Below are 24,524 nucleotides of genomic sequence, written 5' to 3'. Positions count from 1 at the left end.
GCATCTATGGTCTCGCGGCCGCCCTGATCATGTCAGCGGCCTTCTCGGCGATCATCACCGTGGGGGCATTGGTGTTGCCGCCGATCAGGGTCGGCATCACCGATGCGTCAACGACGCGCAAGCCCTGAACCCCGTGAACCTTAAGCTCCGGGTCGGTGACGGAAAGTGCGTCGCGTCCCATCTTGCAGGTGCCGACCGGATGATAGATGGTGTCGGCGCGGGCGCGGATATGCCCCATCAGCTCGGCGTCATCCATGCCCTCGCGGGTGTAAACTTCCCTGAGCCGGTACTTGCGCAGCGACGGCGCATCCATGATCTCGCGCGTGATCTTCGCCCCCTTGAGCATCAAGGCCGCATCACGCTCATCGGAGAGATATTTCGGGTCAATCCGCGGCGCGCGCATCGGGTCGGGCCCATCGAGCCCGACTTCGCCGCGGGAATAGGGCCTGAGAGCGCAGACATGGCAGGAATAGCCATACCCCCAATGCAGCTTGCGCGAATGGTCATCAACCAGGGCCGCAACGAAATGAAGCTGCAGGTCGGGGCGATCAAGACCCGGATCCGATTTGAGAAACGCGCCGCTCTCCGCACCCGGAGTCGCGACAAGGCCGGAACCATCACGTCGCCAGTCGAGAATGTGACGCAGCAGCTTGTAGGCGCCGACCGGGCCCAGACCCAACACCTCGGTATCACGGGTCTTGGCGGCGTAGATGAAATCGAGATGGTCCTGCAGGTTCTGGCCGACGCCGGGGAGATCCTTGAGCACGTCGATGCCCCTCGAGCGCAAATGCTCGCCCGGCCCGATGCCCGACAGCATCAGAAGCTGCGGCGAACTGAAAGCGCCGCCACAGAGAATTACCTCGGCGCGCGCGCTGACCTGATGGTCCGCCTTGCCCTGACGATAGGCCACGCCGGTGGCGCGCGTCCCGTCCATCACCACCCTGGTGGCATGCGCACCGGTGATCACTGTCAGGTTGGGCCGGTGCATCACCGGATGCAGATAGGCCGCGGCAACCGAGCAGCGCTCGCCCTGCCTGCCGTCGCGCCAGAACTGGGTAACCTGGTAGAGGCCCGCCCCTTCCTGCTCCGGGCCGTTGAAATCATCATTGCGGCGGATCTGCACCTCGGCTGCGGCATCGACAAAGGCGTGGCTGATCGGGCGCGGGCTTTGCTGCTCGCTCACCTGCAGCGGGCCGCTGCCGCCATGCAGGTCATCGTCACCGCGCACATTGCCTTCTGACCGGCGGAATATGGGGAGCACGTCCGACCAGCTCCAGCCATCGCACCCGGCCCTGGCCCAGTCATCGTAATCGGAAGGATGGCCCCGGACATAGAGCATGGCGTTGATGGCGCTGGATCCCCCCAGCGCCCGGCCACGCGGCTGGTAGCCGCGGCGGCCGCCAAGGCCCGGCTGAGGGATCGTCTCGAACGCCCAGTTGTTGATTTTCGGCCTGCCGGGCAGCATCGCGACCATGCCGAGCGGCGCACGCACCAGAATGCCCTTGCCGTCACCGCCCGCTTCAAGCAGGCAGACCTGTACCCTGGGATCCTCGCTCAGACGCGCGGCAAGCACCGAACCGGCGGACCCGCCGCCGACAATGACGTAGTCGAACTCCATGTGAGCCTCCTCCCAAAGACGGACAGGAAGACGAGCCTAGAGCAGAAGAGGATTGTTTCAAACAGGAATTGACGCGGCAATTGCAGAGCTGATCCGCGGAGGCGTGGCGTGTGGCTTCGGGTGACCTAGAAGCCGGCCTTGTCGGACAACCGGGCCAGATCGGGAACCGTGACATGGCGATTGTTGACGATGCGGATAACGTCTTCCTTGCGCAGTTTGGTCAATTGCCGGCTGACGGTTTCCATGGTGAGGCCAAGGAAATCGGCAATATCGGTCCGGCTCATCGGCAGGTCGAACGTCACCCAATCTTCTTCATTGTCGGGAAACGCATGGGTGGCGATCAACAGAAGAAAACTGGCGACTTTCTCGCCGGCGGTCTTGCGGCCAAGCGTCAGCATCCAGTCGCGGGCTTCGTCGAGTTCGGTCAGCGTCTGCTCGAGCAGCTTGTGCTCCAGTTCCGGCATTTCGCCGATCATGCGCTCAATGGCAGCCTTGGGGAAAGAGCAAACCTTGACGTCCGTGGCCGCCTCGGCGCTGACGCCGTTTTGCTTGCGGAACGGGCGGCCGAGGAAATCCGGGGCGAACTGCAGGCCGACGATCTGCTGGCGGCCATCGGCCATCATTTTCGACAGCTTGACCACACCCGAAATGATGTTCGAATAGGTTTTTGTCTGCAGGCTTTCGCCCACCAGTTCCGTGCCCGGCTCGACTGTGCGCCGGGTCGAATGCTTGCTCAGTTGCACGAGCTGATCGGGGGTCAAGGCTCCGCACACTCCGCGATGTCTGCTTTCACAAGCCTGACAAAGTACCGGTACGCCTGAATTGTGAACGTCTTTGCGTTGGATATCCATGGCACTCCCTGTTTTAGGGCACTCCCCGATTTAGCCGACACTACATCATTGCGGCTTATTTCAACAGAAGCAAAAAGTCGCATACATTTATTTTGCATCGCAACATCGCAAAGCCGTAGCAACCGATTGTGACTTTCATCGTGCAAAAACACCGCCCGTCTAAATAGATTGACCCGAATCAAAGACACCAATGACGGGTATGCTAAGGTCCTGCCATGAGATCCGAACCAGTTTCCGCCGCGGCTGCGATCTTCGATATTTCCGGACTGACCAAGATCTACCGGACAGGCGAGGTCGAGGTCCGTGCGCTCAATGGTGTCGACCTGACGCTGGAGGCCGGCGAAATGGCGGTGCTGCTTGGCCCGTCCGGCAGCGGCAAGTCCACGCTCTTGAACATTGTCGGCGGCCTCGACCGGCCGACATCGGGATCGGTCAAGTTCAAGGGCGAGGAACTGGCCGGTGCCAGCGACCGGGACCTGACCGCCTACCGGCGGGATCATGTCGGCTTCGTATTCCAGTTCTACAACCTGATCCCCAGCCTGACGGCCTGGGAGAATGTGGCGCTGATCACCGAAGTGGCATCAAACCCGATGACACCCGAGGATGCGCTGGCGCTGGTTGGCCTTGAAAGCCGCATGCACCATTTCCCGGCGCAGCTGTCGGGCGGCGAACAGCAGCGCGTGGCAATTGCCCGGGCGATCGCCAAACGTCCGGAGGTGCTGCTTTGCGACGAGCCGACGGGCGCGCTGGATTCCGCAACCGGCATCATCGTACTGGAGGCACTGGCACGGGTGAACGAGGAAACCGGCGCCACAACCGCGATCATCACCCACAATGCCGGCATCCGGAAAATCGCCCACCGGGTCTATTCGTTCATTGATGGCCGTATTGCTTCCAGCGAGGTCAATGAAAAGCGGATCAAGCCATCGGAGGTGAGCTGGTGAACGCTTTGAGCATGCTTGACCGCAAGCTGGTCCGCGATCTCGTCCGGCTTTGGGCGCAGTCGCTGGCGATTGCGCTGGTCATGGCATGCGGGGTCATGACGCTGATCCTGGCGCTGGGGGCGACGCGGGCGCTGGAAGACACGCGCGCTGCGTTTTACGACCGGACCCGGTTCGGCGACGTGTTCGCCTCGGCCACGCGGGCGCCTGAGAGCATCAAGACAGAAATTGCGGCCATCGACGGGGTTTCCGCCCTCTCGACGCGGATCGTCAACCCGGTGATAATCGACATAGAGGGCATGGCCGAACCCGCGACAGGCGTGGTGATCTCGATCCCCGATCACGGCGAACCTGCGGTCAACCGTCTTTACCTGCGGTCGGGGCGGTTCCCCGAACCGGGACGCGACAACGAGGCGACCATCATCGAGGCTTTCGCCGAAGCGCATGGTTTTCGTCCCGGCGACAGATTCGACGTGCTGATCAACGGGCGCAAGCGTCAAATTTCCATCACCGGGATCACCCTGTCGCCCGAATATGTCTATGCCATCGGCCCCGGAGACATGGTGCCTGACCAGAAGCGCTTCGGTGTCATTCACATGCACCGCTCGGTGCTCGAGGGCGTCTATGACATGAAGGGGGCGTTCAACGATGTGTCACTGACGCTTTCACGCAGCGCCGACCAGAAAGACGTGATTGCGCGGCTCGACACCATCCTCAAGCCGCATGGCGGAACCGGAGCCTATGGCCGCAAGGATCATATGTCCGATGCCTTTCTGGATTCCGAGCTGACCCAGCTCAAGGCGATGGCGCAGGTGATCCCGCCGATCTTCCTGCTGATTGCCGCGTTTCTGGTCAACATGATCCTGACCCGGCTGATCGCCCTGGAACGCGAACAGATCGGGCTTCTCAAGGCCGTCGGATACGCCAACAGCGCAATCGCCTGGCACTACGCCAAGCTCACCCTGGCGATTTCTATTGTTGGTGTGGCAATGGGCGGGATCGCCGGCACACGGCTGGGGCACGGCATGGCAGCGCTGTACGGGGAATTCTATTCGTTTCCCTTCCTGGTGTTCTCGCAGGAACCCGATCTCTATGTGATCTCGGCGCTGGTGACCTTCGCCGCCGCCCTAATTGGTGCCGCCAACGCCATCATGGGCGCGGTCCGGTTGCCGCCTGCGGTGGCCATGCGGCCACCGGCGCCAACCAGATACCACCGCCTGTTCGGCGGTTCAGCGGGCGGCTTTAGGTTGCCGTTTTCGCAACTCACCGTGATGGCGCTGAGACATCTGGTGCGCTGGCCGCTGCGCACCGCGTTGACGACGCTGGGTACGGCCTTGCCGGTGGCGCTGCTGATCACCTCGCTGTTTGCCTTCGATTCCGTCGATCACATGATCGATACGATCTGGTTTCAGGCCGACCGCCAGGATGCCACGCTGACCTTTGCCATGGACCGCTCGGAGGATGCGCTAAGGGATGTGGCCCGGTTGCCCGGCGTGATGGCGGCGGAACCGTTCCGCGCGGAAGCCGCGACGCTCAGGAACGGCCACCGGTCGCGCAATGTCCAGATCGTTGCCTCCAACCCCGAGACCGATATCAGCCGGGTGCTCGATCGTGATTTTGCCGCCACCAAGCTGCCGCCGGCCGGCATCCTGCTTTCCGAACGCCTGGCCGAACACCTTGGCCTTGTGACGGGCGACCAGGTCGAGGTTGAACTCAATGACGGACAGGGGCGCAAGGTGATGGTGCCGCTGGTGGGGGTGACCAACAGCTATGTCGGGCTGACCGCAAACATGAGCCGGGAGGCGCTTGACCGGTTGTCCGGCCAGGGCAGCCGGATATCGGGTGCGCGGGTGATGGTGGATGAAAGCCGGATCCTGGAGCTCTATGACGCGGTCAAGCAAACCCCGGCGATTGCCTCGGTGGCGTTGCAGGGAATTTCGCTCAAGCGTTTCCGTGCCGTGATCGAGGAGAACATCGGCATCAGCATCACCATCTACGTGTCGCTGGCGGTCATCATCACCTTCGGAGTGATCTACAATTCAGCCCGGATCCAGCTTTCCGAGCGCGCCCGCGAACTCGCCAGCCTGCGGGTTTTCGGTTTCACCAACCGGGAGGTGTCGAGCGTTCTCCTGACCGAGCTTGGCGTGATGGTGGTTCTGGCGCAACCGCTGGGCTGGCTGATCGGCCGTGGCTTTTCGGTGCTGGTGGCCAAGGGGTTCGAGAGCGACCTGTTCCGGATACCGCTGATCATCAACCCACCCACCTATGCCATATCAAGCCTGATCGTGCTTGGCGGAGCGCTGGTCTCGGCACTGATCGTGCGCCGCCGCATCGACCGGCTTGACCTTATCCGCGTCTTGAAAACAAGGGACTGAAACCATGGCCTCTGTGTTTGCCAAAAGCCTCGCAGGACTGGCGGTCGCCGCAGCGATCGGCGGGGCGCTTTATGTTGCCTTCAGCGAAAAGCCGATCCTTGTCGACCTCGCCACGGTGGAAACCGGTCCGCTGCAGGTGATTGTTGCCGAAGACGGGATTAGCCGCATCCGCAATGTCTATGCGATCTCCTCCCCCATCGCCGGACATCTTGACCGGGTCGAGTTTTCCGTCGGCGATCCGGTCGCCAAGGGTGAAAGCATCACCAGCATCCATCCGCTCGACCCGCCGTTTCTCGATACCAGAACGCGAAACGAGCTGATGGCGGCAATCGATGCGGCGCGCTCCAACCTCGCCGTTGCCGAGGTCGAACTGACACGCGCACGCACCGCGCGGGACCTGGCGGTCGCCAGCCAGAAAAGGGCAAGCAAGCTTGCGGAGACAAACATCGTCTCGCAAAGCGAGCTGGAACGGCTGGTCGGCGAAGTCGAATTCGCCGAGGCCCAGGTCCGGTCCGCGGAAGCCATGATCGCGCTGAGACAGGCAGAGCTTGCCAGTGCCCAGGCACGGCTGGTCCAGCCAGGCCAAACACCCGCCCACCCCGCCAACGGCCAATGCTGCGTCAACATCGTCTCGCCAATCGACGGCATCATCCTCTCGCTCAACGCCAAGAGTGAACAGGCAGCCTCAGTCGGCCAGCTGATCGCAGAGGTTGGCGATCCGTCCGACCTTGAAATCACGGTCGATCTCCTGTCCGCCGATGCCGTCAAGGTTCGTCCCGGAAGCCCGGTACTGATCACCGACTGGGGCGGGCCGGATGCGCTTGAGGCGGAAGTCGAACGCATTGAACCATCAGGCTTCACCAAGGTCTCCGCACTGGGGATTGCCGAGCAGCGGGTCAATGCCATCATAGCGCTGAAGGACCCGCCGCCGGCCGAACTCGGCCATGGCTTCCGGGTCATCGCCAACCTGATCATCTGGTCGTCGGACGCCGTCATGCAGGTACCGGTGAGCTCACTCTACCGCGATGGCGGCGACTGGGCCGTGTTCCGGATGGAAGACGGTCGGGCAAGGGTCACGCCGGTCGAGATCGGTCACATGACCGACCGGCGGGCGGAGATCATATCGGGCCTGAATGACGGCGACCAGGTGCTGCTGTATCCCGGCGATGCGCTGGAAGACGGCAGCCTGATCACAGATCGCGCAGCAGCCCGATAAGGCGGCTACGAAGCTCCAACCAGCCGCCTGAGTTTGGCAATTGCCGTATCCGGGTTCTCGCCATAGGCGATGGTGCCTTTGAAGTTGCCGTTCTCGTCCATGAGGAACACCGAAGCGGTGTGGTCCATGGTGTAATCGCCGTCATCGGTGGGGATCTTAGCGGCATAGACGTGCCAGGCAGCGATCACCCTTGCGATTTCGTCCGGATCGCCGGTGATCCCGGTGACCCGGTCGGTCAGCGCTTCGGCATAGCTCTTCATGATCTCGGGCGTGTCGCGTTCGGGATCGACCGAAATGAAGAACGCCTGCAGATCCCTGCCCTCTTCGCCAAGCGCCTCGAACCAGCCCGCCATCTCGTAAAGCGTGGTCGGGCACACCTCTGGGCAGCGGGTGAAACCAAAAAACACCATGGTCGGCCGCCCGGCAAATGCTGCCTGGGTAATGGGCGCACCATTGTGGTCGACAAGCGAGAAATCGGTCCCGAGCTTCAAGCCCGAGGTCAGCGACTGGTCGGTGCCCCGGACTGCATACTGCCAGCCCAGAAATCCGACCGAGAGCAGGAAAAGGACGGCTACCGCCGCCCAGATCCCGGCTTTGAGGCCAAGGCGCGGCATCGCCTAGTCGTCCTGCTTCTTCTTGCCGTGCTCCATCTTGCCATGGTCCATCTTGCCGTGGCCGTCCTTCTTCATGTGACCCTGCATCGCCTTCATGTCCTGCACCTTGAAGTCGACGTCGATGCTGCCGGCCTTCTCGAAGGTAAGCTTGACGTTGCGGGTTTCGCCGTCCTTGAACTGGCTGTCGATACCGATGAACATGATGTGGTATCCGCCGGGCTTGAGAACGACTTCACCGCCGGCCGGGATTTCGAGGCCATCGGCGAGCTGGCGCATTTTCATGACATCGCCATCCATGGCCATTTCATGGATCTCGACCCGCTCGGCAAAGTCGGCCTCGCCCGAGACCAGGCGGTCAGCCGCGTCACCGCTGTTGCGGATCGTCAGGTAACCGCCCGAGACCGGTGCATTGGGCGGCGTTGCGCGGGCAAAAGGATGTTCGATTTCAAGCGATCCCAGCTTGTAGTCATGGGCAGAGACCATGGCTGAGGACATGCCGAGGATGGCTGCGGAGAGAAGGATTGCAATGCGTTTCATTGGTTTGGCTTTCTGTTGGATGCCCTTCACGGGCGGGGCGTGATCATGATGGAATGACGCTTCGAAAAGCGGTTCCGGTCTGGAAAATCAAAGTGGGGACACAGGTTTGCCGACATGCGGCGAGGATCAATCCAGCCTCGCGGCTAACGCGGGAACGGATTATCCGTGCTGCAAGTCAGGCCGTCTTGAGCGGGGGGCCACGAGGCGAGGCGCTGGCGCGCAAGACGGGCCGCAGCGGCATGACGTCCTGGGGGGCCGTCAGCTCCGCAGCCGCACTCAGGCGGTTGACCACGTAGCCGTCAAAGGGGGACGGCAAATCAACCGAGGAGACAATGCGGCAGGCTTCGCAGTGGTTGGCAGCATGCTGATGACTGTCGTCATCATCGCTCAAACAGATATCGGGAAGGGTTCCGTCAGGCAGGACATAATCGGCAATATCGACGCCGACATAGCCTGACGCCGCGGCCGGTAAAATGATCGGAGTGTGGGCAAAGGCAACAAGCATCAGCGACAGCGCGCAAAGCATGCGCACCAGTCCCGAAATGCCCGTTTTCTTCCGTGTCCCGATCATGCCCATGGCCTGTTGTGAGAACCATTCACAGGATTATACGCCCGGTGCGGCGCTCGCAAGCCCATCGAAGACGGCTGCGTCAAGATGCGCGACAAGGCCACGGTTTCCGTTCCTGCGATCAGGGCAGACGGGTCAGCACGTAGGTCTTGCGCAGCTGCTCGTGAATGGTCCATTCGCCTTCCCAGCCGAGCGGCAGAACCAGCACATCGCCGGGACCGATGTTGCGCTCGTCACCACCGTGCTTGCCCACAACCGTGGCCGAACCGCTCAGGACATGGCAGATTTCGGAGGATTTGGTCCGGTCGGCGGAAAAGCGGCCCGGCGTGCATTCCCACACTCCGATCTGGGTCACGCCATCGGCGGAGGCCCAGAGCTGCTTTGCCGCCTCGACCTGACCGTCGGTGAAGCTTGTCGGCTTGGGCGCAAACGCGCCAAGATCGAGGCCGGACAGGTCGCCAAAGCTCTTGAGATCAATCATCGTCATTCCCTGATGCCGTCGCATCCGCCAAACTGCGGACCGATTGCGTTGCAGCCGTGCTGAGGGGGATCTGACCGGACTATTCAACTTCCGGCGCCGGGACGGCCCCTTCTTCAAGCCTCTGTTAAAACTAAGAAATCAAATTCACTTGGGATTGCGTTAAGACACGCATCGAGGCCAGTCAAGGATGAAGTGACCCCGGTTACAGGGCCGAACGGCGTTCGGTTCAGCCGGTGACGGCGGGCGGCCGGTATTTGCCGGTATTCGGGGCCCGGGCGAGTTGTGTTTGAGTGAAATCATTGTAGCATCCAAAGCCCATGCACTCGAAGCGAAAGTTGTCACCTTGACGATAGCCAAACCGCCGTCCGAGGACGGTTTCCTGCTCAGATCCGATCCATCCGATCCGCGGCTTTCCGCGGAGGTCACCGGCGTTGACCACAACGGGGAAAAGGTCACGACCCGGGTGGTGACCGAGAAGGCGCTGACGCTGTATCTCAACCGGCAGGAAATCGTCACCATGATGACGATCGGCGACCATCCCGACCTGATGGCGGTGGGCTATCTTCTCAACCAGAACATGCTGCATGCCGATGACGAGATCACGGCCATCGACTACGACGACGACCTCGAGGTGGTGGTGGTCCGCACCGAACGCGAAACCGATTACGAGGCCAAGCTGCAGAAGAAGGTGCGCACATCGGGATGTGCACAGGGAACCGTGTTTGGCGATGTGATGGAGAACTTCTCCGACATCAACCTGGCACCTGATGCACGGCTGAAAACCTCTTGGCTTTACACCCTCACCCACAAGATCAACACGGCGCCGAGCCTTTATCTGGAAGCCGGCGCCATTCATGGCTGCGTGCTTTGCCAGGGTGATACCCCGCTGGTCTACATGGAGGATGTCGGCCGGCACAATGCTGTCGACAAGATCGCCGGGTGGATGTTCATGAACAAGGTCAAACCGGACGACAAGATCTTCTACACCACCGGGCGGCTGACTTCGGAGATGGTGATCAAGACAGTGATGATGGGCATTCCCATCCTGGTATCGCGGTCCGGCTTCACCGCCTGGGGGGTGGAGCTCGCGAAGGAGGCCGGGCTGACGCTGATCGGCCGGGCGCGCGGCAAGCGCTTCCTGGCGCTCGCCGGGCTGGAGCGGATCGAATTTGACGGCGACCCGACAGAGGCCGCATCCGAGGAACCGCGGCATCGCCGCAAGGGTGCTGCGGAGGACCGTTCATGAGCAGTGAAATCGCCGGACTGGTGCTGGCAGGCGGGCTGTCACGGCGGATGGGCGGCGGCGAAAAAGGCCTGCAACTGCTGGCGGGACAATCGATGATCTCGCGGGTGATCGGACGGATCGCGCCGCAGGTCGATGCCTTGGCGATCAACGCAAATTCCGATCCGGAACCCTATCTTGAGTTCGGCCTGCCGGTTCTGCCCGACACCATCGGCGGTCATGTCGGCCCGCTGGCCGGGGTGCTGACCGGGCTTGAATGGGCGGCAACACTGCCGGGCGTCACCCACGTCGTCAGTGCCGCGACCGACACGCCGTTCCTGCCGCTTGACCTGGTCGAGCGTTTCGCCGTGCTAGCCGGGCCGGAACGCATCATCATCGCCCGCTCGGATGGCAACCGGCATCCGGTGTTCGGGCTGTGGCCAGTGACATTGCGCCAGGACCTGACCGAGTGGCTGACCACCAGCGACACCATGAAGGTGCTGGCATGGGTCCACCGGCACGATTTCGCATTTTGCGATTTCGAAGCCGACGGCGATGGTGCGCCGGACCCGTTCTTCAATGCCAACACGCCGGAAGAGCTGGCGGAAGCGGCAGCCTTCATCGCCAGAGACATTGCATGAAACAACGCATCTTCGGCATTACCGGATGGAAGAATTCCGGCAAGACCACACTGACCTGCAAGCTGGTGGAGGAATTCACGCGGCGCGGGTTCCGCGTTGCCACTCTCAAGCATGCGCATCACCTGTTCGATGTCGACCAGGAAGGAACCGACAGCCACCGCCATCGCAAGGCCGGTGCCGCGGAGGTGGCGATTGTCTCCGGCAACCGCTGGGCACTCATGCATGAGCTCGGCGAACAGGGCGAGCCATCGATGCAGGACATGCTGGCGCGGCTGTCGCCTTGCGACCTGGTGCTGATCGAAGGCTACAAGCGCGAGGACCATCCGAAAATCGAGGTGCGCCGGAAGGCCGCACTGGACCAGTCGCCCCTGCCCGACACGGGCGCCAGCATTCGCGCCATCGCCGCCGACCATGACATTGCCGAAGCACATGTTCCGGTCTTCTCGCTGGACGACATCAACGGAATCGCCGACATGATCGCGCTTGAAACCGGATTGGGAGAGACTGCCGCATGACCTCGCGAAAGCTGTTGAACGACTGTTTCCTTACCGACAAGGACCGGCTCAGCCATGAGGAATGCCTGGCGATCCTGACCGGCCGGCTGTCGGCGGTTGCAGCCATCGAGGAGCTGCCGCTGGTCGAGACCTCCGGCCGCTGGCTCGCTGCCGACATCGTTGCGCCCCGCAACGTGCCGCTGCATGACAATTCCGCCGTCGACGGCTACGCGTTTCAAGCGCCCGCAACCGGTCCGATGCCGGTGGTGATGCGGATTGCCGCCGGGGATCTGGGCAAGTACCGGCTCGAACCGGGTCAGGCTGCGCGCATTTTCACCGGCGCACCGATGCCCGAAGGCGCCGACACGGTGGCGATGCAGGAAGACTGCACTGTTGATGACGATGGCGATCACGTCTCCGTTCCGCTCGATCTCAAGCGCGGTGCCAATGCCCGCCGCGCCGGCGAGGATGTGGCGGAGGGCAGCGCGGTGCTGCAAGAAAGCGCCCGGCTGAGGCCGCAGGACATGGCCGCACTGGCGTCGTTCGGCCTGCCCAAGGTCAAGGTGCGCGCGCCCGTCCGGGTGGCAATCCTGTCGAATGGCGACGAGTTGCTCGAACCAGGAGCGGAGATTTCCCAGGGGCAGGTTTACGATTCCAACCGCGCGATGCTGCATGCGCTGCTGGGCACCCTGCCCTGCGAGATCACCGATCTCGGCATCCTGCCCGACGACGCTTCGCTGATCGAGGCCACTTTGGCCAAAACCGCCCAGACCCATGATGTCATTTTGACCAGTGGCGGTGCGTCACGCGGTGACGAGGATCATATCATCAATGCGATTGACCGCCTGGGCACACGGCATCTCTGGCAGATCGCGGTCAAGCCGGGCCGGCCGATGAGCTTTGGCCAGATCGGCGATTGCGTCTTTCTCGGACTGCCGGGCAATCCGGTCGCGGCCTTTGTCTGTTTCCTGCTTTATGTTCGCCCGGCTCTGACCGTGCTTGGCGGCGGCGCATATCACGAACCGGTGCGGTTTCCGGTGGCGGCCGGTTTCGACGTGCCGCGCAAGAAGGAAGGACGACGGGAATTCTGGCGGGGATGGCTTGAGCCCGGACCCGACGGTCGACCCGTCGCACACAAATTTGCACGCGACGGGTCGGGGCTGATTTCCGGCCTGAGGCAGGCCACGGGCCTTATCGAGATCACGGAATCCGTGACCTCGGTGGCGAAGGGCGAACTGGTGTCGTTCCTGCCCTTCACCGGGTTTGGTATCGACAGCTGATCAGCTGCCGGCGTTGGGGAAGAACAGCTGCTTGCCGTTCAGCTTGAAATCCGCGATCAGCTCCTGGCCATGCGCCGAAGTCAGCCAGTCGATGAACTGCTGACCCAGGTCAGCCTTCACGCTCGGGCATTTCTCCGGGTTGACCAGGATGATGCCGTACTGGTTGAACAGCACCGGATCGCCCTCGACGTCGATGTCATAGTCACCCTTGTTGCCAAAGCTGATCCAGGTTGCGCGGTCCGAGATCGTGTAGGCGCCCATGCCGACACTGGCATTGAGCGTCGCGCCCATGCCGGAGCCGGTGGCGCGATACCAGTCTCCCGAGGCAGTCTTGATGTCGATTCCGGCCTTGTTCCAGAGCTTGATCTCGGCCTTGTTGGTGCCGGAATCATCACCGCGGGAGGCAAACAGCGCCTTCTTTTCCGCAATGGTCTTGAAGGCGGCAACGGCATCCTTGCCACCGCCAATGCCTGCCGGATCGGCGGCCGGTCCGACAATGATGAAATCGTTGTACATGAGATCCGAGCGCGCCACGCCGTAGCCCTCGGCGACGAATTTTTCCTCGGCCGGTTTGGCGTGAACCAGCAACACGTCGGCATCGCAGTTCTGGGCGTTCTTGATCGCCTGCCCCGTGCCGACGGCCACCACGTTGACACTCACACCGGTCTCTGACTTGTAGATCGGCAGGATGTAATCGTAGAAGCCGGAATTCTGCGTGGACGTGGTCGACTGGACCAGGATCGACTGATCCTCGGCTGCTGCGGCAGTTGCCAGGACAGACAGCAAGGCAGCTCCAAGCAGGGTGGTACGCTTCATCTTCATTCTCCTCAGTTACAAATCAAAGTACAATCCTGCCCGACAGATAGGCTTGAGCAGACTCGGATGACGGGTTGGCAAAGAACTTCGCCGCCGGACCATGCTCGGCCAGTTGTCCATGGTGCAGAAATGCTACATCGCCGGCAAGGCGGCGTGCCTGACCAACGTCATGGGTGACGAAAATCACCTTAGTCTGGGCGGCGCTGGAGGCCAACACGATTTGTTCGATCATCTGCACCGATGCAGGGTCGAGGCTGGCGGTCGGCTCGTCAAGCAGCAGGACCTTCGGCCGTGTTGCCAGCGCCCGGGCCAGCGCCAGCCGCTGCTGCTCGCCGCCCGAGAGCAGCCGCGCGGGCTGTTGCGCCTGGCCGGCCAGCCCGACCAGCGTCAACAACTCGTCGCACCGGCTCCGGCGCTCGGCCCTGTTGCCCGAGCGATGCCGCAGCACGAAATCAATATTGGCAGCCACCGAGCGACGCAGCAGCACCGGCTTTTGAAACACCATGGCCTGGGTGGAGCGGGTTGCCTCGCCGCAGGCGACTTCGCCCCAGCTGATCCAGCCGCTGCTCGGCGCGATCAAACCGTGGATCAGGCGCAGGAAAAGACTTTTGCCCGCACCATTCGGGCCCATGATGATCGTGACCGACCGGGGATCGAGCAACAGCCTGTCGATATCGATCAGGGGTTTTCCGGCAACCTGAAGCGCCAGGCCCTCCACCCTGAGCGAGCCGGGCAATATCCTGTCGCGCGAGGTCTGCGGCCCGGCAACCGAGGCCGGATGCGGGATGAGCGGGGTCGGGTCAGGCATAGGCCTGCCTTTCGGCAAGCGCCCGCAGGGTGCCCGCGACAAGATTGACCGAAACCGCAATACTCATGAGGATGATGCCGAGCGCCAGGGCCATGCCGAGATCCCCCTTCGAGGTTTCAAGTGCAATGGCGGTGGTCATCACCCGGGTCAGGTGTTCGATATTGCCACCGACGATGATGACCGCCCCAACCTCGGCGATAGCGCGCCCGAAGCCCGCCAGCGCCACTGTAAGGAGGCCGTAACGTCCGTCGACAATCAGCGCCAGCATGGCGCGGCCGCGGGAGATTCCGAGCGAGCGGAACTGTTCGTCATATTCGGCCTGCAAAGCTTCCAGAACCTGCCGCGACAAGGCCGCGACAATGGGGGCAATCAGCAAAGTCTGGGCGATAATCATCGCCGTGGGGCTGTAGAGCAGGCCGAGCCAGCCCATCGGCCCTGCCCGTGACAGCGCGAGATAAACCAGGAGTCCGATCACCACCGGCGGAAAGCCCATCATCGAATTGACCAGCGCAATGACAATGCCGCGGCCGAAGAACTTGCGCACCACCAGAAGGGCACCGAAGGGAAAACCGATGAGGCACGACAGGACAAGGGCCGACAGGCTGACGCGCATCGAAAGGCCAACGATTTCGAACAGGTCCGCATCGCCCGATGCGATCAAACCGAAAGCCAACCCGAATGCTCCTGCGAAATCCTGCATGGCCTATCCCCGGTCTCCGGCCAGCATCCGTTCCTCGCCAAGGCGGGTCCAGATGCGCCCGGCGATGTCCCGGTAGATGCCGGATTGAACGCTGTCGGGATCGGTGGCGACGATGGGCGTGCCATTGTCCGATGTCTCGCGGATCGCCATGACCAGCGGCACCTCGCCAAGGAACGGCGCGCCGATGCGCTCGGCCTCGGCACGGGCTCCGCCATGGCCGAAGATTTCATGCTGGCCGCCGCAATCGGGGCAGATGAAACTGCTCATGTTCTCGATGATGCCGAGAATGGGCACATCGACCTTGCGGAACATCTTCAACCCCTTGCGGGCGTCGATCAGCGCCAGGTCCTGCGGCGTGGAAACGATAACGGCACCGGCCAGCGGAACATTCTGTGACATAGTCAGTTGCGCGTCGCCGGTGCCCGGCGGCATGTCGACGATCAGCACATCGAGTTCACCCCACGCCACTTCGCGCAGCATCTGGGTCAGGGCCTGCATCAGCATCGGTCCGCGCCAGACCATGGCGGTCTGTTCATCGACGAGAAACCCCATCGACATTACCTTCAGCCCGTAGCCTTCCAACGGGATCAGGATGCGATCTTCGCCAGCCTGCGGCTTGCCCGAAAGATTGAGCAGGCGCGGCATCGACGGCCCGTAGATGTCGGCGTCAAGAATGCCGACCTTCAGGCCGTTGGCCTGGAGGGCAAGCGCGACATTGACCGAGGTGGTGGATTTTCCGACCCCGCCCTTGCCCGAGGCGATGGCGATGATGGCGCCTACTCCGGGAACGGGGAGCTTGGCGCCGGGTGCTGGTTGCGGTGCGGCGGCACGTCCCTGCATAGGTGGCGGAACCGCCGCGGCCTGCGAGACGGTCGGGGCCGAACGCACCGGAGCGGATGCTGCAGCAGCGGGTTTGCCTGCCCGGTCCGGCACAAGCCTGATCGTTGCCCTGGTAACGCCGGATGCGGTCAGCGTGACCCTTTCGGCCGCCGCCCGCAACGGCTCCAACTGGTCGATGAGCCCGGCGGGAACGGTGATCGAGACCACGACCTCGTCATCGTTGAGGGTCATGTCAGAGACCAGACCAAGGTCCACGATGTTGCCGGACAGGCTGGGGCCCTTGACCCGTTTAAGCTGCTCGAGAATCTGGGCTTTGGAGATTGTCACTGCGTACCCCATGGCCGATAGTGCATTGAAGTTGTCGCAGTTCGCATTCCGGTTCCGGCCACGGCGCTTCGACAGAAAACGAGCGACGAGGAGATGATGCAATGGACAGCACCGAAACGGAGAAGTTTGTCAGGCTTGCGGACCGCTTCATCCGCGTGGCCAACTCGGCCAATGCCAAAATTCCCGCGACCGACATCCACATGGCATTCCTGTACGGCGCGGCGCGCTACAACGCGTTCGTGGCCAAGAACGTGCTCGACGTCGCCGACCACGAGGCGTTCGTCGCTGAAATGGTCGCTGCCTATAGCGAGATGTTGCGCAATCATCTGGCCGACCCCAACGTCTGACACTGGCATCATCCGTTCAGCCGCTGCCGGATCGAGACACGCTTTTGCGGCGGCTGGTCCGGTTCCTGATCAGGCGGAGTATCGGCTTCGGGCTGAATCGTGGCGGCATCAGCCTCCTCGGCCACGCCGGGCTGGGCCTCTTCGGCAGATGCAGCTTCGGCAGGGCTGTCTCCGTCGATTGCAGCCGGGGCATCTTCCGGTCCCGCTTCGAGGTATTCGGGCAGATCCGCCGGCACGGTGTCTTCGGGCGGCACATCCAGGGTGAGCCGTCCGGTTGCCTGCTGCAGCACTTTCTCGGCCTCGGTCAGGAAGCCGCGGCCGACATCCCAGGTCGATTTGTAGACCATGTGCAGCGGGTTGTTGAAATCCTCGTCATAGTCGTTCAACCCGTCCAGATTGGCCAGGACCGGGCTGGAGTTGAAAAATTTCTGCAGCGCCTTCTTGCGCAGCAGCTCGGGCACACCGCGTTTCATGAAAATCGAGAAATCGAACCCGTAACCGACCTCGTCGAGATCAACCGCTTCGGCCGCCAAACGGTTGGCCTCGGCTTCAGCGCGTTCAGCTTGCAGCTGCTCTTCGTCAACCTCAACCGAATGAACCGCAGGCGTCTCTTCGCCGGGTTCACCGTCGGGATTGGACAGTTGCGCCTGTTTGCGTTTTGACCAGCGGGCCAGAAAGCCTTCCTTGTCCTCAGCCATCCAGATCCCCCCGGTCCGAGCGTTTCCGGCTCAGGAATATCGGCTGCTTGCCGAATTTCTGTTCTTCGAGATCAAGCTTGTCGCGCCGCCGCTTTATGAAGGTCGTTTCCACATGATAGGCATCGAGGAACTCGAGAATTGCCTCGGTGATCTCAGGCGGCATGGGCAGGCGTTCGATGATGTCTTCGCTGCCGACTTCATAGTCCTGGGCGGCGTGCGGCGACGCCGTGACGCTCTGGACGTACCACTCAAGCGGATGCTGGTTTTCGCTGTCGCGCCGCAGCACCACGTAGAGCGCCGGGCTGCCGCTGTTGAAATTCTCGACATAGGCCTCGGTGTCGGCGGCATAACAAGTCAGATCGACGCGCCCCATGTAGTAGCGGGTCATTCGCTCATCGCTGATCAGGATGTCGCCGGGATTGAGATCGGCCGGAGCCAGCATCACACCGACGGGGATCCAGTAGTCCTTTGCCCACCGCGAAACTGACTGCCGCTTTTCCGCAATCACTCCCAGCATAATTGTCAATTCCCGCGACACGCTGGTCAGTTCCTCCCCGGTCTCGAGGCAATCACGGTTGTCTCTTCCCGTTGAAAGTATAAGGTGTTTGCAGACGACAACAAGGGTGTTCCAATGGTTTTAGATGCAACCAGGCTTTTTGTATGCAGCTGCGAAAAAACCATGGCCGTCGACCCCGCAAAACTCGGGGCGGCCTATGTGGAAGTGACAGGGCATCATCAACTGTGCCGCGGTGAAATGAAGGTCCTCGAGGCCGCTTTTTCCACAGAAACTCCGATCTGCATTGCCTGCACACAGGAGCGCCCGCTGTTTGAAGAGTTGGCCGCCGAAGCCGGTCACGAGGCGCTGTCCTTCGTCAATATTCGCGAGATGGCCGGCTGGTCGGCGGACAAGGCGTCCAAGACACCCAAAATGGAAGCGCTTCTGACTGCGGCGAACGTGCCGACTGTTCCCGCACGGCTGCGGGCGATCGAAAGCGACGGGCTCTGCCTGGTGATTGGCGCCGGCCAGGCAGCCTTTGATGCCGCGCAGCGGCTGAACCGGACCCTGTCGGTGACCCTGCTTCTGACCGGGGCGGACGATCTGGTGCTGCCATCGGAGCTGCAGTTTCCGATTTTTGCCGGGCGCGTGGTCTCGGCCAAGGGATCGCTGGGTGATTTTCAGCTGGTTGTCGATGGCTACGCTTCGATGCTGCCGTCCTCGCGCGCACGGCCGGAATTCGCAATGCCGCGCGACGGGGCCAAAACCTCCTGCAGCCTCATATTCGACATGTCCGGCGAGACTGCCCTGTTCAACCGGGCGCATGGCCGTGACGGCTATTTCAGGGCCGATCCCGGCAATCCCGTGACGATCCTGGAAGCAGTCATCGAGGCGTCGGACTACGTCGGCAGCTTCGAAAAGCCGATCTATGTCACCTATGATGCCTCGATCTGCGCGCATGAACGCTCGAGGAAAACCGGCTGCAGCAAGTGTATCGAGCAATGTCCTGCAGGTGCCATCACCGGAGAGGGCGACATTGTCGTCGTCGATCCCGGCATATGCGGCGGCTGCGGCAACTGTGCCGCCCATTGCCCCACCGGCGCTGTCGCCTATGCCTACCCGGCGCGCACCGACCAGATCTCGCGGGTGCAGACGCTGGCGCGGATATACCTTGCCGCCGGTGGCCAGGCCCCGGTTCTGCTGCTTCATGACGCAAGCCACGGCACCCCGCTGATCGGAGCGATGGCGCGGTTTGGCCGCGGCCTGCCGGCACGGGTCATCCCGCTGGAAATGCATGCGACGAGCGGCGTCGGCCATGACCTGATGGCTGCGGCCCTGGCCTCCGGATTCCGCCAGATCGTGGTGCTGGGCGATCCTCACAAGACTGAGGAATTTGCCGCCGTTGCCGAGGAAACCCTGCTGATGGAAAGCCTTCTTGCCGGGTTCGGTCACGCTGGCGGGCGGGTTGTGACATTGCTTGAAGCCGACCCGGACCAGGTTGAGGCCGCGCTCTACGCCCTGCCCGATCTGCCGGAAATTTCACGCGCCGCGCCGACGCCGCTTGGCGGAAAGCGCGAAGTCTCGCGCGCCGCACTCGGCGCGCTGGCTGACAGCGGCAAGCCCGCTTCCAGCATCGTGCCGCTTCCCGACAGCGCCCCGTACGGGACCGTGCTGGTGGATGCGGCTGCCTGCACATTGTGCATGGCCTGTGTCTCCTCCTGCCCGGCGGATGCGTTGCGCGACACGCCCGAGACGACGCAGCTGCGTTTCGTCGAGGCTGCCTGCGTTCAATGCGGGATCTGCGAGGCGACATGCCCGGAATCGGCAATAACCCTGGAACCGCGCTACAACCTTTCCAACAACGTCATGCAACCGCAAACCCTGCATGAGGATGAGCCCGCCTGCTGCACATCCTGCGGCAAAGCCTTCGCGGCGGGCGGAATGCTGCGCGCGGTGGAACGCCGTCTCCAGGGCAACTCGATGTTCGATACCGACGAGCGGCGCGCGCTCATTCACATGTGCGAGGATTGCCGGCTCGAAACGCTGTCGCGCGACGGTGCGGACCCGTTCGCCATTGCCAATCCGCGCCGGACGCGCACCCGCACGACCGACGACTACCTGGAGGCAGGGCGCCAGGGGCTTACGGTCGAGGATTTCCTCAACGAGGACTAGCAGCCCGCTATCGGACGCGACTGGGACAGCTGTGAAACAATCGTTTTGCGGCACGAATCAAAGTCGCTTGCGGGAAACCCGGGACAGGCGCATAGCTAGCTTCCATCAAGTCGTATGGAGGATCTCATGCGCCTGTTTTCTGCAATCACAATTCTCGGATCAATCCTGGTAACGCCGGCTCTGGCTGACACCACCGGGGGCGTCGTCGTCGCCTATGACCGGGTCGATCATGTGCTCGTTCTGGATGACAAGACGGTCTGGGATCTGGCCCCGGCCGGTGATCTCGTTCCCGAAGGACTGAGCGCCGGTGACAGAGTCAGCATCGATTACGACTCCGCCGGCGACAATGGCGTCGGGGTCATCACGGCCATCTCGATCGACGCCAACTAGGCTCCGGCAAAATCCGCCAGTGCCAAGGATCGCGGACAGATTCTAGCCGGAAGCGATGCTTTCGGCCGGGTGCGAGGCTTTGCCGCCTTTCCGGTCACACGACCGCAGCAATTATTGCAGCACCGGGTTGAGCGGCAGGTTGATCAGCAGATTTTGCGGCTTCATGCGAATGCGGTCACGGGAATCCACGGCCAGTCCGAGGAAGGCCGGTTTGCGGCGCATTCTCTCCAGAACCCGGTCCTGATCGAGGAACTCCATCCGGAACAAGGCAACGATGCTGCCCTGCCCTTCCTCGGGAAGGTATTCGCCTTCGTAGAGCGCATTCATGATGCGGGTGGCTTCGGCATCAAGGCCGACATGCCAGGACCAGCGTTCATCCTTGACCGATTGCAGCGGCTGCACCCGGACCCGCAAATCCAGGAAATGCCTGATCCAGCGTTCGATCAGCCGGGCAAAGGCATCCTGCCCCGGTTCGGAGAAGCGGAAATCCAGGGCCAGATCGAAATGGTCGGCACGGGCCCAATAGTCCTCGCTGCCTTCCGCATTGAGAACCTCGAGTGCGACTTCCGCCCGTCCAGGATCGGTGGAAGCCGCAAGGGCTGCGTCCTTTGCGCGGGTTTCGACCACCTCGGTATCGGCGAGCATCATTCGCTCGTTCGACGTGGTGGCGGTCTGCTCGCGGAAGAACAGCTCGGCTGCCCGCGCCACCATCGCGTCGCGTTCGCCCACCAGGATGTTGCCCATGATCAAATGCGCCATCTGGCTGATGAACACCGGCGGAATCATCGGCGCACCGGGGCTGAACAAGGACGCGTAGGCGGCCTCGATCGATCCCTTGGCAACAAGGTGATCCCGGAAGCGGAGGACAAGCGCGTAATTGTCCGCCGCATCCGGATCGGCAATCGCGGCAAGATCATCAGCGCCAACCGGAGCAAACGGATCCGCCATCAGCCGTTCAAACAGCGCGTGCTCGACGGCGCAGCTTTCCTCGACGGGATGGATTTCCGGGCGCGTGTAATAGGCGCGCATGAAATCATCGCTGACGGCAAGCCAGCCATTGTCCAGCCGGTAGGTCAGATGCTGTCCGGCCGATTTCCAGATCACGCCCGGTCCGTTGTCTTTTGTCAGTTTCACCCGATGATCCCCAATCCCTGAGCCAGCGACAATCCCTCGACCCTTCCGCCGCCATCAAGCAGCAAGCCGCCGTCCTCATCTATACCGACCATCCGGCCCTGGTGCGTGACCGGCCCGGTCTGCACCACAAGCTTGTCTGCCGGTTGCATGCGGCCGAGGTAATCCGGGTGGGCGGCAGCGAAGCCGTCATGCTCCCAGGTATCGACCCATGAGAGGAAATGCCGCGCCACGGCCTCCAGAACCTGCGTCCGGTCGAGATCGCCGCATCCCTCTTCAAACAGCGCGGTGGCATGCCTGGCAAGACCCGGCGCCTCGATGATGTCTGGCGGCAGGCTCATCGCCACGGAGAACCCGAGCACCAGGAATTCCGGCGTGTCCTCCAGTCCGGTATCTTCCGGTACGTGCAGAAACACCTCGCCGACTTCACCGCCATTGACGAGAATCGTCGAAGGCCACCGGTACATCAGCGCCAGATTGGGCGGACCGATTGCTCCCAGCGCATCGCCGATGGCGATCATCAGCACGGGCACCATCTGCAACGCCTTGCCAAGCGGGCAATCGGGCTCAAGAACAATGGCAGCGCGTGCATGGGTTTCAGCCATCGACCAGCAGAGGTCGCCGGCACCGAAACTGGCGTCGCGCGCACTTTCCAGCGCCACCTGCAGCGGATCCTGCCCGGCGGTTACCGCATGCCCGGTCAGGAGCGGTGGAAATTCGGGAATGGGCAGCATGCCAGCGGTCAGGGCAACTCTACTTCACCGGTGACAATGTGTTCCAGGTCTGTGCCTTCGGCTGTCAGCACGACCTTGAGTTTCAGCGGCCCCGAGCCCGCAGCGCCGGAGCGGACCAGCTCTTCGATCTGCTGCTGCGATGTCACTCCGACCTGCTTGAGAAACTTCCGCATCGACAAGTTAAAGGATTCGTCGCTCATCATGTCACCTTCTTTTCCTGGCCGGTTCAATCCAGGCGCACATTGTCAGTGGAATAGGCTTCTGCCGATGGCATGTCCCACAACGGTTTGAGACCGAAGCGGGCGCCGGCCACGACGACCAGCAAAACGACGATACTGAGAAGAAATGCTTTCATGTCCGGTTCCTTCCCGCCGTCATTCCGCCGGTGCGGCAGCTGCGCCGTCAGTCTTTTTGGCCATGACCTCTTCAACCCAGAGGGAATGGTGTTCCTTGGCCCAATTCAAGTCAACCTCGCCCGAGCCCATTGCATCAAAGGCGCCCTGCATGCCGATGGTGCCGATGTAGATATGGGCGAGGATCAGGCAGATCATCACGACAGCGATAATGCCATGCCAGGCACTGTTGAACTGCTGCTCCTGAATGGCGCTGTAGGGCGGCTCGGGCAGCCCCAGGATGGCGGGCACATCAATGCCCATATTGCCAAAAAGCACAAACGTGTCGGTAAACAGGCTGTGCTCGAAGGGGAACAGCAAGGTCCATCCCGAAACAGACAGCGACAGTCCGAGAACCATGACGCCCCAGAAGATGACCTTCTGGCCTGCATTGAATTTCTTCGCCGGAGGGTGGCTCGACTTGCTGAACAATCCGCCGCCCTTTGCCAGCCAGTTCAGATCGGTCCGGTCGGGTATATTGTGAACAATCCAAAGCACGAAGGCGAGAGCCAGCCCGAGCATGAAGGCAAAGGCGGTATAATTGTGGGTGGCCTTGAGGAAGCCCGACATCGGGCCGAAGACATCCTTGCCGACAAGCGGCAGGACCAGTGACCGTCCAAAGGTGATGTTCAGGCCGCTGATGCCGAGGGTGATGAATGACAGCGCCATGAGCCAGTGACTCATCCGCTCCAGCGTCGAGAAGCGCTTGATCTTTACGCCGGACAGACCATGCTCGACCTTGATGCGGCCACGTATGGCGAAAAACAGTGCCAGCAGCACGATCGTGGCCAGCATCGCATAGCCGAGATAATCATGCGTCGCGCCGTTTCTATAGAGCCGCCAGTCCTCGCCCTGCGACTGGATCATCTGGCCCGCCGAACGGTTCGGAATCGACACATTTCCGGTCTCGCCAAGACGGATATCGTGCCAGATTTCCGCATCCGACTGGGTGCCCTGCACCCCGCCCCGAAGCGCGGGTCCGGGCGGAGCGATGGATGTGGTCGCATTCTCGGGCGGGCGAACCGTGCTCTGGGCATGGGCCTGCAGCGGCAACCAAAGCCCCACCAGTGCGACAATGGCAAAGGCAATCCCGGGTAGGAGATATCGCGCAGACGCGCGGCGCGTCTTCTGAATTTTCATCGGTAAGCTCCCGGTGTCCGGATACAATCTAGCGAAGATCGGCAGGCGGACTCTCGTCCACCTGCCGATGTGACTGCGAGTGACCGAATCCGATCAACCGCCACTCTTCTGGTCGTAGGCTGTACCCCAACCCCAGGCGCCAGCGCCAAAGCCGCGGGCAACCACACGTTCGCGATAGATTTGCGACACGGTGTCTCCGTCACCCGCCAGAAGCGCCTTGGTGGAGCACATTTCGGCACAGAGCGGCAACTTGCCCTCGGCAATCCGGTTACGCCCGTACTTCTGGAATTCTGCAGCGGAGTTGTCCTCTTCCGGGCCACCAGCGCAGAAGGTGCACTTGTCCATCTTGCCGCGCGAACCGAAGTTGGATGCCTGCGGGAATTGCGGCGCACCGAACGGGCACGCATAGAAGCAATAGCCGCAACCGATGCACAGGTCCTTGTCGTGCAACACGATGCCGTCGGCCGTCTGGTAGAAGCAGTCGACCGGGCAGACCGCCATGCACGGCGCATCCGAGCAGTGCATGCAGGCCACCGAGATCGACCGTTCCCCGGGCTTGCCGTCATTGATGGTGACGACACGGCGCCGGTTGACGCCCCAAGGCACTTCGTTCTCGTTCTTGCAGGCGGTGACACAGGCGTTGCACTCGATACAACGTTCGGCATCGCAGAGGAATTTCATTCTAGCCATTTTGT

General features: G+C 62.1%; 28 protein-coding genes. 10 read left to right on the top strand and 18 right to left on the bottom strand.

The window, feature by feature from the left end:
• Positions 1 to 4: 4 nt before the first annotated feature.
• Together WNY80_RS11850 and WNY80_RS11845 are read right to left on the bottom strand one after the other, a co-directional pair.
• Entirely contained in the window at positions 5 to 1,618 is a 1,614-nt protein-coding gene (locus WNY80_RS11850) for a GMC family oxidoreductase N-terminal domain-containing protein (protein WP_342887591.1), read from the bottom strand.
• A 125-nt stretch (positions 1,619 to 1,743) separates the two neighbouring features.
• Positions 1,744 to 2,469, bottom strand: a complete 726-nt coding sequence (locus WNY80_RS11845) for a Crp/Fnr family transcriptional regulator (protein WP_342887590.1) — start codon at positions 2,467 to 2,469, stop codon at positions 1,744 to 1,746.
• A 215-nt stretch (positions 2,470 to 2,684) separates the two neighbouring features.
• Here WNY80_RS11845 and WNY80_RS11840 point away from each other — a divergent pair, with 215 nt between their 5' ends.
• The 3 genes from WNY80_RS11840 to WNY80_RS11830 are packed head-to-tail and all read left to right on the top strand — an operon-like array spanning position 2,685 to position 7,001.
• Positions 2,685 to 3,413, top strand: coding sequence for an ABC transporter ATP-binding protein (locus tag WNY80_RS11840; RefSeq protein ID WP_342887589.1), 729 nt, complete (start codon positions 2,685 to 2,687; stop codon positions 3,411 to 3,413).
• Positions 3,410 to 5,785, top strand: coding sequence for an FtsX-like permease family protein (locus WNY80_RS11835; RefSeq protein WP_342887588.1), 2,376 nt, complete (start codon positions 3,410 to 3,412; stop codon positions 5,783 to 5,785). The genes WNY80_RS11840 and WNY80_RS11835 overlap by 4 nt, the downstream gene beginning before the upstream one ends.
• Before the next feature lie 4 nt (positions 5,786 to 5,789).
• Complete coding sequence (locus WNY80_RS11830; RefSeq protein ID WP_342887587.1) at positions 5,790 to 7,001, top strand: HlyD family efflux transporter periplasmic adaptor subunit; 1,212 nt, start codon at positions 5,790 to 5,792, stop codon at positions 6,999 to 7,001.
• A gap of 5 nt (positions 7,002 to 7,006) precedes the next feature.
• On the opposite strand, the gene WNY80_RS11825 is transcribed toward WNY80_RS11830, so the two are convergent.
• The 4 genes from WNY80_RS11825 to WNY80_RS11810 all read right to left on the bottom strand — a co-directional run bounded on the left by WNY80_RS11825 (position 7,007) and on the right by WNY80_RS11810 (position 9,201).
• Positions 7,007 to 7,615 carry an SCO family protein gene (locus tag WNY80_RS11825; protein WP_342887586.1) on the bottom strand — a complete coding sequence of 203 codons (609 nt, stop codon included), beginning with the start codon at positions 7,613 to 7,615 and terminating at the stop codon, positions 7,007 to 7,009.
• Between the two features lie 3 nt (positions 7,616 to 7,618).
• Positions 7,619 to 8,152 (bottom strand): copper chaperone PCu(A)C, encoded by a 534-nt coding sequence (locus WNY80_RS11820; RefSeq protein WP_342887585.1) that lies wholly within the window; start codon positions 8,150 to 8,152, stop codon positions 7,619 to 7,621.
• A 175-nt stretch (positions 8,153 to 8,327) separates the two neighbouring features.
• Positions 8,328 to 8,723 carry a hypothetical protein gene (locus WNY80_RS11815; protein WP_342887584.1) on the bottom strand — a complete coding sequence of 132 codons (396 nt, stop codon included), beginning with the start codon at positions 8,721 to 8,723 and terminating at the stop codon, positions 8,328 to 8,330.
• A gap of 118 nt (positions 8,724 to 8,841) precedes the next feature.
• Positions 8,842 to 9,201, bottom strand: a complete 360-nt coding sequence (locus WNY80_RS11810) for a cupin domain-containing protein (RefSeq protein WP_342887583.1) — start codon at positions 9,199 to 9,201, stop codon at positions 8,842 to 8,844.
• A gap of 379 nt (positions 9,202 to 9,580) precedes the next feature.
• Between WNY80_RS11810 and fdhD the strand changes: the two genes are divergently transcribed.
• The 4 genes from fdhD to glp are packed head-to-tail and all read left to right on the top strand — an operon-like array spanning position 9,581 to position 12,838.
• A complete protein-coding gene (gene fdhD / locus WNY80_RS11805) occupies positions 9,581 to 10,447 on the top strand; it encodes a formate dehydrogenase accessory sulfurtransferase FdhD (RefSeq protein WP_342887986.1) in 867 nt (288 codons plus the stop codon).
• A complete protein-coding gene (mobA, locus tag WNY80_RS11800; RefSeq protein WP_342887582.1) occupies positions 10,444 to 11,064 on the top strand; it encodes a molybdenum cofactor guanylyltransferase MobA in 621 nt (206 codons plus the stop codon). Before fdhD ends, mobA begins: the two co-directional genes overlap by 4 nt.
• Positions 11,061 to 11,579 (top strand): molybdopterin-guanine dinucleotide biosynthesis protein B, encoded by a 519-nt coding sequence (gene mobB / locus WNY80_RS11795; protein ID WP_342887581.1) that lies wholly within the window; start codon positions 11,061 to 11,063, stop codon positions 11,577 to 11,579. Before mobA ends, mobB begins: the two co-directional genes overlap by 4 nt.
• Positions 11,576 to 12,838, top strand: a complete 1,263-nt coding sequence (glp, locus tag WNY80_RS11790; RefSeq protein ID WP_342887580.1) for a gephyrin-like molybdotransferase Glp — start codon at positions 11,576 to 11,578, stop codon at positions 12,836 to 12,838. Before mobB ends, glp begins: the two co-directional genes overlap by 4 nt.
• On the opposite strand, the gene WNY80_RS11785 is transcribed toward glp, so the two are convergent.
• Genes WNY80_RS11785 through WNY80_RS11770 form a run of 4 tightly spaced genes read right to left on the bottom strand, consistent with a single transcriptional unit; the run spans position 12,839 to position 16,329 of the window.
• Positions 12,839 to 13,654, bottom strand: a complete 816-nt coding sequence (locus WNY80_RS11785) for a substrate-binding domain-containing protein (protein WP_342887579.1) — start codon at positions 13,652 to 13,654, stop codon at positions 12,839 to 12,841.
• Between the two features lie 22 nt (positions 13,655 to 13,676).
• On the bottom strand, positions 13,677 to 14,462 hold the full coding sequence (locus tag WNY80_RS11780; RefSeq protein ID WP_342887578.1) for an ATP-binding cassette domain-containing protein: 786 nt from the start codon (positions 14,460 to 14,462) through the stop codon (positions 13,677 to 13,679).
• Complete coding sequence (locus tag WNY80_RS11775; protein WP_342887577.1) at positions 14,455 to 15,162, bottom strand: ABC transporter permease; 708 nt, start codon at positions 15,160 to 15,162, stop codon at positions 14,455 to 14,457. Before WNY80_RS11775 ends, WNY80_RS11780 begins: the two co-directional genes overlap by 8 nt.
• A gap of 3 nt (positions 15,163 to 15,165) precedes the next feature.
• Complete coding sequence (locus tag WNY80_RS11770; protein ID WP_342887576.1) at positions 15,166 to 16,329, bottom strand: Mrp/NBP35 family ATP-binding protein; 1,164 nt, start codon at positions 16,327 to 16,329, stop codon at positions 15,166 to 15,168.
• A 101-nt stretch (positions 16,330 to 16,430) separates the two neighbouring features.
• Here WNY80_RS11770 and WNY80_RS11765 point away from each other — a divergent pair, with 101 nt between their 5' ends.
• A complete protein-coding gene (locus tag WNY80_RS11765; RefSeq protein ID WP_342887575.1) occupies positions 16,431 to 16,676 on the top strand; it encodes a DUF3144 domain-containing protein in 246 nt (81 codons plus the stop codon).
• A gap of 8 nt (positions 16,677 to 16,684) precedes the next feature.
• Here the strand turns inward: WNY80_RS11765 and WNY80_RS11760 are convergent, their stop codons facing one another.
• Together WNY80_RS11760 and WNY80_RS11755 are read right to left on the bottom strand one after the other, a co-directional pair.
• The gene (locus tag WNY80_RS11760) at positions 16,685 to 17,374 is read right to left on the bottom strand and encodes a DUF3306 domain-containing protein (RefSeq protein ID WP_342887574.1); all 690 of its coding nucleotides are present in this window, start codon (positions 17,372 to 17,374) and stop codon (positions 16,685 to 16,687) included.
• A complete protein-coding gene (locus WNY80_RS11755) occupies positions 17,367 to 17,891 on the bottom strand; it encodes a DUF3305 domain-containing protein (RefSeq protein ID WP_342887573.1) in 525 nt (174 codons plus the stop codon). Before WNY80_RS11755 ends, WNY80_RS11760 begins: the two co-directional genes overlap by 8 nt.
• A gap of 162 nt (positions 17,892 to 18,053) precedes the next feature.
• On the opposite strand from WNY80_RS11755, the gene WNY80_RS11750 reads away from it, so the two are divergent.
• Positions 18,054 to 20,042, top strand: a complete 1,989-nt coding sequence (locus WNY80_RS11750; RefSeq protein WP_342887572.1) for a 4Fe-4S dicluster domain-containing protein — start codon at positions 18,054 to 18,056, stop codon at positions 20,040 to 20,042.
• 126 nt (positions 20,043 to 20,168) lie between these two features.
• Entirely contained in the window at positions 20,169 to 20,432 is a 264-nt protein-coding gene (locus WNY80_RS11745) for a hypothetical protein (protein ID WP_342887571.1), read from the top strand.
• Between the two features lie 111 nt (positions 20,433 to 20,543).
• Here WNY80_RS11745 and WNY80_RS11740 read toward each other — a convergent pair whose 3' ends face one another.
• From WNY80_RS11740 to fdh3B, 6 genes are all read right to left on the bottom strand, one after another.
• A complete protein-coding gene (locus WNY80_RS11740) occupies positions 20,544 to 21,566 on the bottom strand; it encodes a DUF6352 family protein (RefSeq protein WP_342887570.1) in 1,023 nt (340 codons plus the stop codon).
• A complete protein-coding gene (locus WNY80_RS11735; RefSeq protein WP_342887569.1) occupies positions 21,563 to 22,297 on the bottom strand; it encodes a biotin/lipoate--protein ligase family protein in 735 nt (244 codons plus the stop codon). Before WNY80_RS11735 ends, WNY80_RS11740 begins: the two co-directional genes overlap by 4 nt.
• Positions 22,298 to 22,305: 8 nt before the next feature.
• Positions 22,306 to 22,497: a DUF6494 family protein gene (locus tag WNY80_RS11730; RefSeq protein ID WP_342887985.1), complete on the bottom strand. Its 192-nt coding sequence runs from the start codon at positions 22,495 to 22,497 to the stop codon at positions 22,306 to 22,308.
• A gap of 26 nt (positions 22,498 to 22,523) precedes the next feature.
• Positions 22,524 to 22,652, bottom strand: a complete 129-nt coding sequence (locus WNY80_RS11725; RefSeq protein ID WP_342887568.1) for a hypothetical protein — start codon at positions 22,650 to 22,652, stop codon at positions 22,524 to 22,526.
• Between the two features lie 19 nt (positions 22,653 to 22,671).
• Positions 22,672 to 23,829, bottom strand: a complete 1,158-nt coding sequence (locus tag WNY80_RS11720; protein WP_342887567.1) for a formate dehydrogenase subunit gamma — start codon at positions 23,827 to 23,829, stop codon at positions 22,672 to 22,674.
• 93 nt (positions 23,830 to 23,922) lie between these two features.
• Complete coding sequence (gene fdh3B, locus WNY80_RS11715; protein ID WP_342887566.1) at positions 23,923 to 24,519, bottom strand: formate dehydrogenase FDH3 subunit beta; 597 nt, start codon at positions 24,517 to 24,519, stop codon at positions 23,923 to 23,925.
• Positions 24,520 to 24,524 lie beyond the last annotated feature (5 nt).

The sequence above is a fragment of the Hoeflea sp. AS16 genome (assembly GCF_038900095.1).
GTDB lineage: Bacteria > Pseudomonadota > Alphaproteobacteria > Rhizobiales > Rhizobiaceae > Hoeflea.
Note: the sequence above shows the minus strand (reverse complement) of the source record. Positions and strands in the feature narration are given on the sequence as shown.

What these genes read in the sequence shown, in the direction of transcription:
- WNY80_RS11850 (WP_342887591.1), bottom strand. Translation starts at nt 1,618, where the DNA reads ATGGAGTTCGACTACGTCATTGTCGGCGGCGGGTCCGCCGGTTCGGTG.
- WNY80_RS11845 (WP_342887590.1), bottom strand. Translation starts at nt 2,469, where the DNA reads ATGGATATCCAACGCAAAGACGTTCACAATTCAGGCGTACCGGTACTT.
- WNY80_RS11840 (WP_342887589.1), top strand. Translation starts at nt 2,685, where the DNA reads ATGAGATCCGAACCAGTTTCCGCCGCGGCTGCGATCTTCGATATTTCC.
- WNY80_RS11830 (WP_342887587.1), top strand. Translation starts at nt 5,790, where the DNA reads ATGGCCTCTGTGTTTGCCAAAAGCCTCGCAGGACTGGCGGTCGCCGCA.
- WNY80_RS11825 (WP_342887586.1), bottom strand. Translation starts at nt 7,615, where the DNA reads ATGCCGCGCCTTGGCCTCAAAGCCGGGATCTGGGCGGCGGTAGCCGTC.
- WNY80_RS11820 (WP_342887585.1), bottom strand. Translation starts at nt 8,152, where the DNA reads ATGAAACGCATTGCAATCCTTCTCTCCGCAGCCATCCTCGGCATGTCC.
- WNY80_RS11815 (WP_342887584.1), bottom strand. Translation starts at nt 8,723, where the DNA reads ATGATCGGGACACGGAAGAAAACGGGCATTTCGGGACTGGTGCGCATG.
- WNY80_RS11810 (WP_342887583.1), bottom strand. Translation starts at nt 9,201, where the DNA reads ATGATTGATCTCAAGAGCTTTGGCGACCTGTCCGGCCTCGATCTTGGC.
- mobA (WP_342887582.1), top strand. Translation starts at nt 10,444, where the DNA reads ATGAGCAGTGAAATCGCCGGACTGGTGCTGGCAGGCGGGCTGTCACGG.
- mobB (WP_342887581.1), top strand. Translation starts at nt 11,061, where the DNA reads ATGAAACAACGCATCTTCGGCATTACCGGATGGAAGAATTCCGGCAAG.
- glp (WP_342887580.1), top strand. Translation starts at nt 11,576, where the DNA reads ATGACCTCGCGAAAGCTGTTGAACGACTGTTTCCTTACCGACAAGGAC.
- WNY80_RS11785 (WP_342887579.1), bottom strand. Translation starts at nt 13,654, where the DNA reads ATGAAGCGTACCACCCTGCTTGGAGCTGCCTTGCTGTCTGTCCTGGCA.
- WNY80_RS11780 (WP_342887578.1), bottom strand. Translation starts at nt 14,462, where the DNA reads ATGCCTGACCCGACCCCGCTCATCCCGCATCCGGCCTCGGTTGCCGGG.
- WNY80_RS11775 (WP_342887577.1), bottom strand. Translation starts at nt 15,162, where the DNA reads ATGCAGGATTTCGCAGGAGCATTCGGGTTGGCTTTCGGTTTGATCGCA.
- WNY80_RS11765 (WP_342887575.1), top strand. Translation starts at nt 16,431, where the DNA reads ATGGACAGCACCGAAACGGAGAAGTTTGTCAGGCTTGCGGACCGCTTC.
- WNY80_RS11760 (WP_342887574.1), bottom strand. Translation starts at nt 17,374, where the DNA reads ATGGCTGAGGACAAGGAAGGCTTTCTGGCCCGCTGGTCAAAACGCAAA.
- WNY80_RS11755 (WP_342887573.1), bottom strand. Translation starts at nt 17,891, where the DNA reads ATGCTGGGAGTGATTGCGGAAAAGCGGCAGTCAGTTTCGCGGTGGGCA.
- WNY80_RS11750 (WP_342887572.1), top strand. Translation starts at nt 18,054, where the DNA reads ATGGCCGTCGACCCCGCAAAACTCGGGGCGGCCTATGTGGAAGTGACA.
- WNY80_RS11745 (WP_342887571.1), top strand. Translation starts at nt 20,169, where the DNA reads ATGCGCCTGTTTTCTGCAATCACAATTCTCGGATCAATCCTGGTAACG.
- WNY80_RS11735 (WP_342887569.1), bottom strand. Translation starts at nt 22,297, where the DNA reads ATGCTGCCCATTCCCGAATTTCCACCGCTCCTGACCGGGCATGCGGTA.
- WNY80_RS11730 (WP_342887985.1), bottom strand. Translation starts at nt 22,497, where the DNA reads ATGAGCGACGAATCCTTTAACTTGTCGATGCGGAAGTTTCTCAAGCAG.
- WNY80_RS11725 (WP_342887568.1), bottom strand. Translation starts at nt 22,652, where the DNA reads ATGAAAGCATTTCTTCTCAGTATCGTCGTTTTGCTGGTCGTCGTGGCC.
- WNY80_RS11720 (WP_342887567.1), bottom strand. Translation starts at nt 23,829, where the DNA reads ATGAAAATTCAGAAGACGCGCCGCGCGTCTGCGCGATATCTCCTACCC.
- fdh3B (WP_342887566.1), bottom strand. Translation starts at nt 24,519, where the DNA reads ATGGCTAGAATGAAATTCCTCTGCGATGCCGAACGTTGTATCGAGTGC.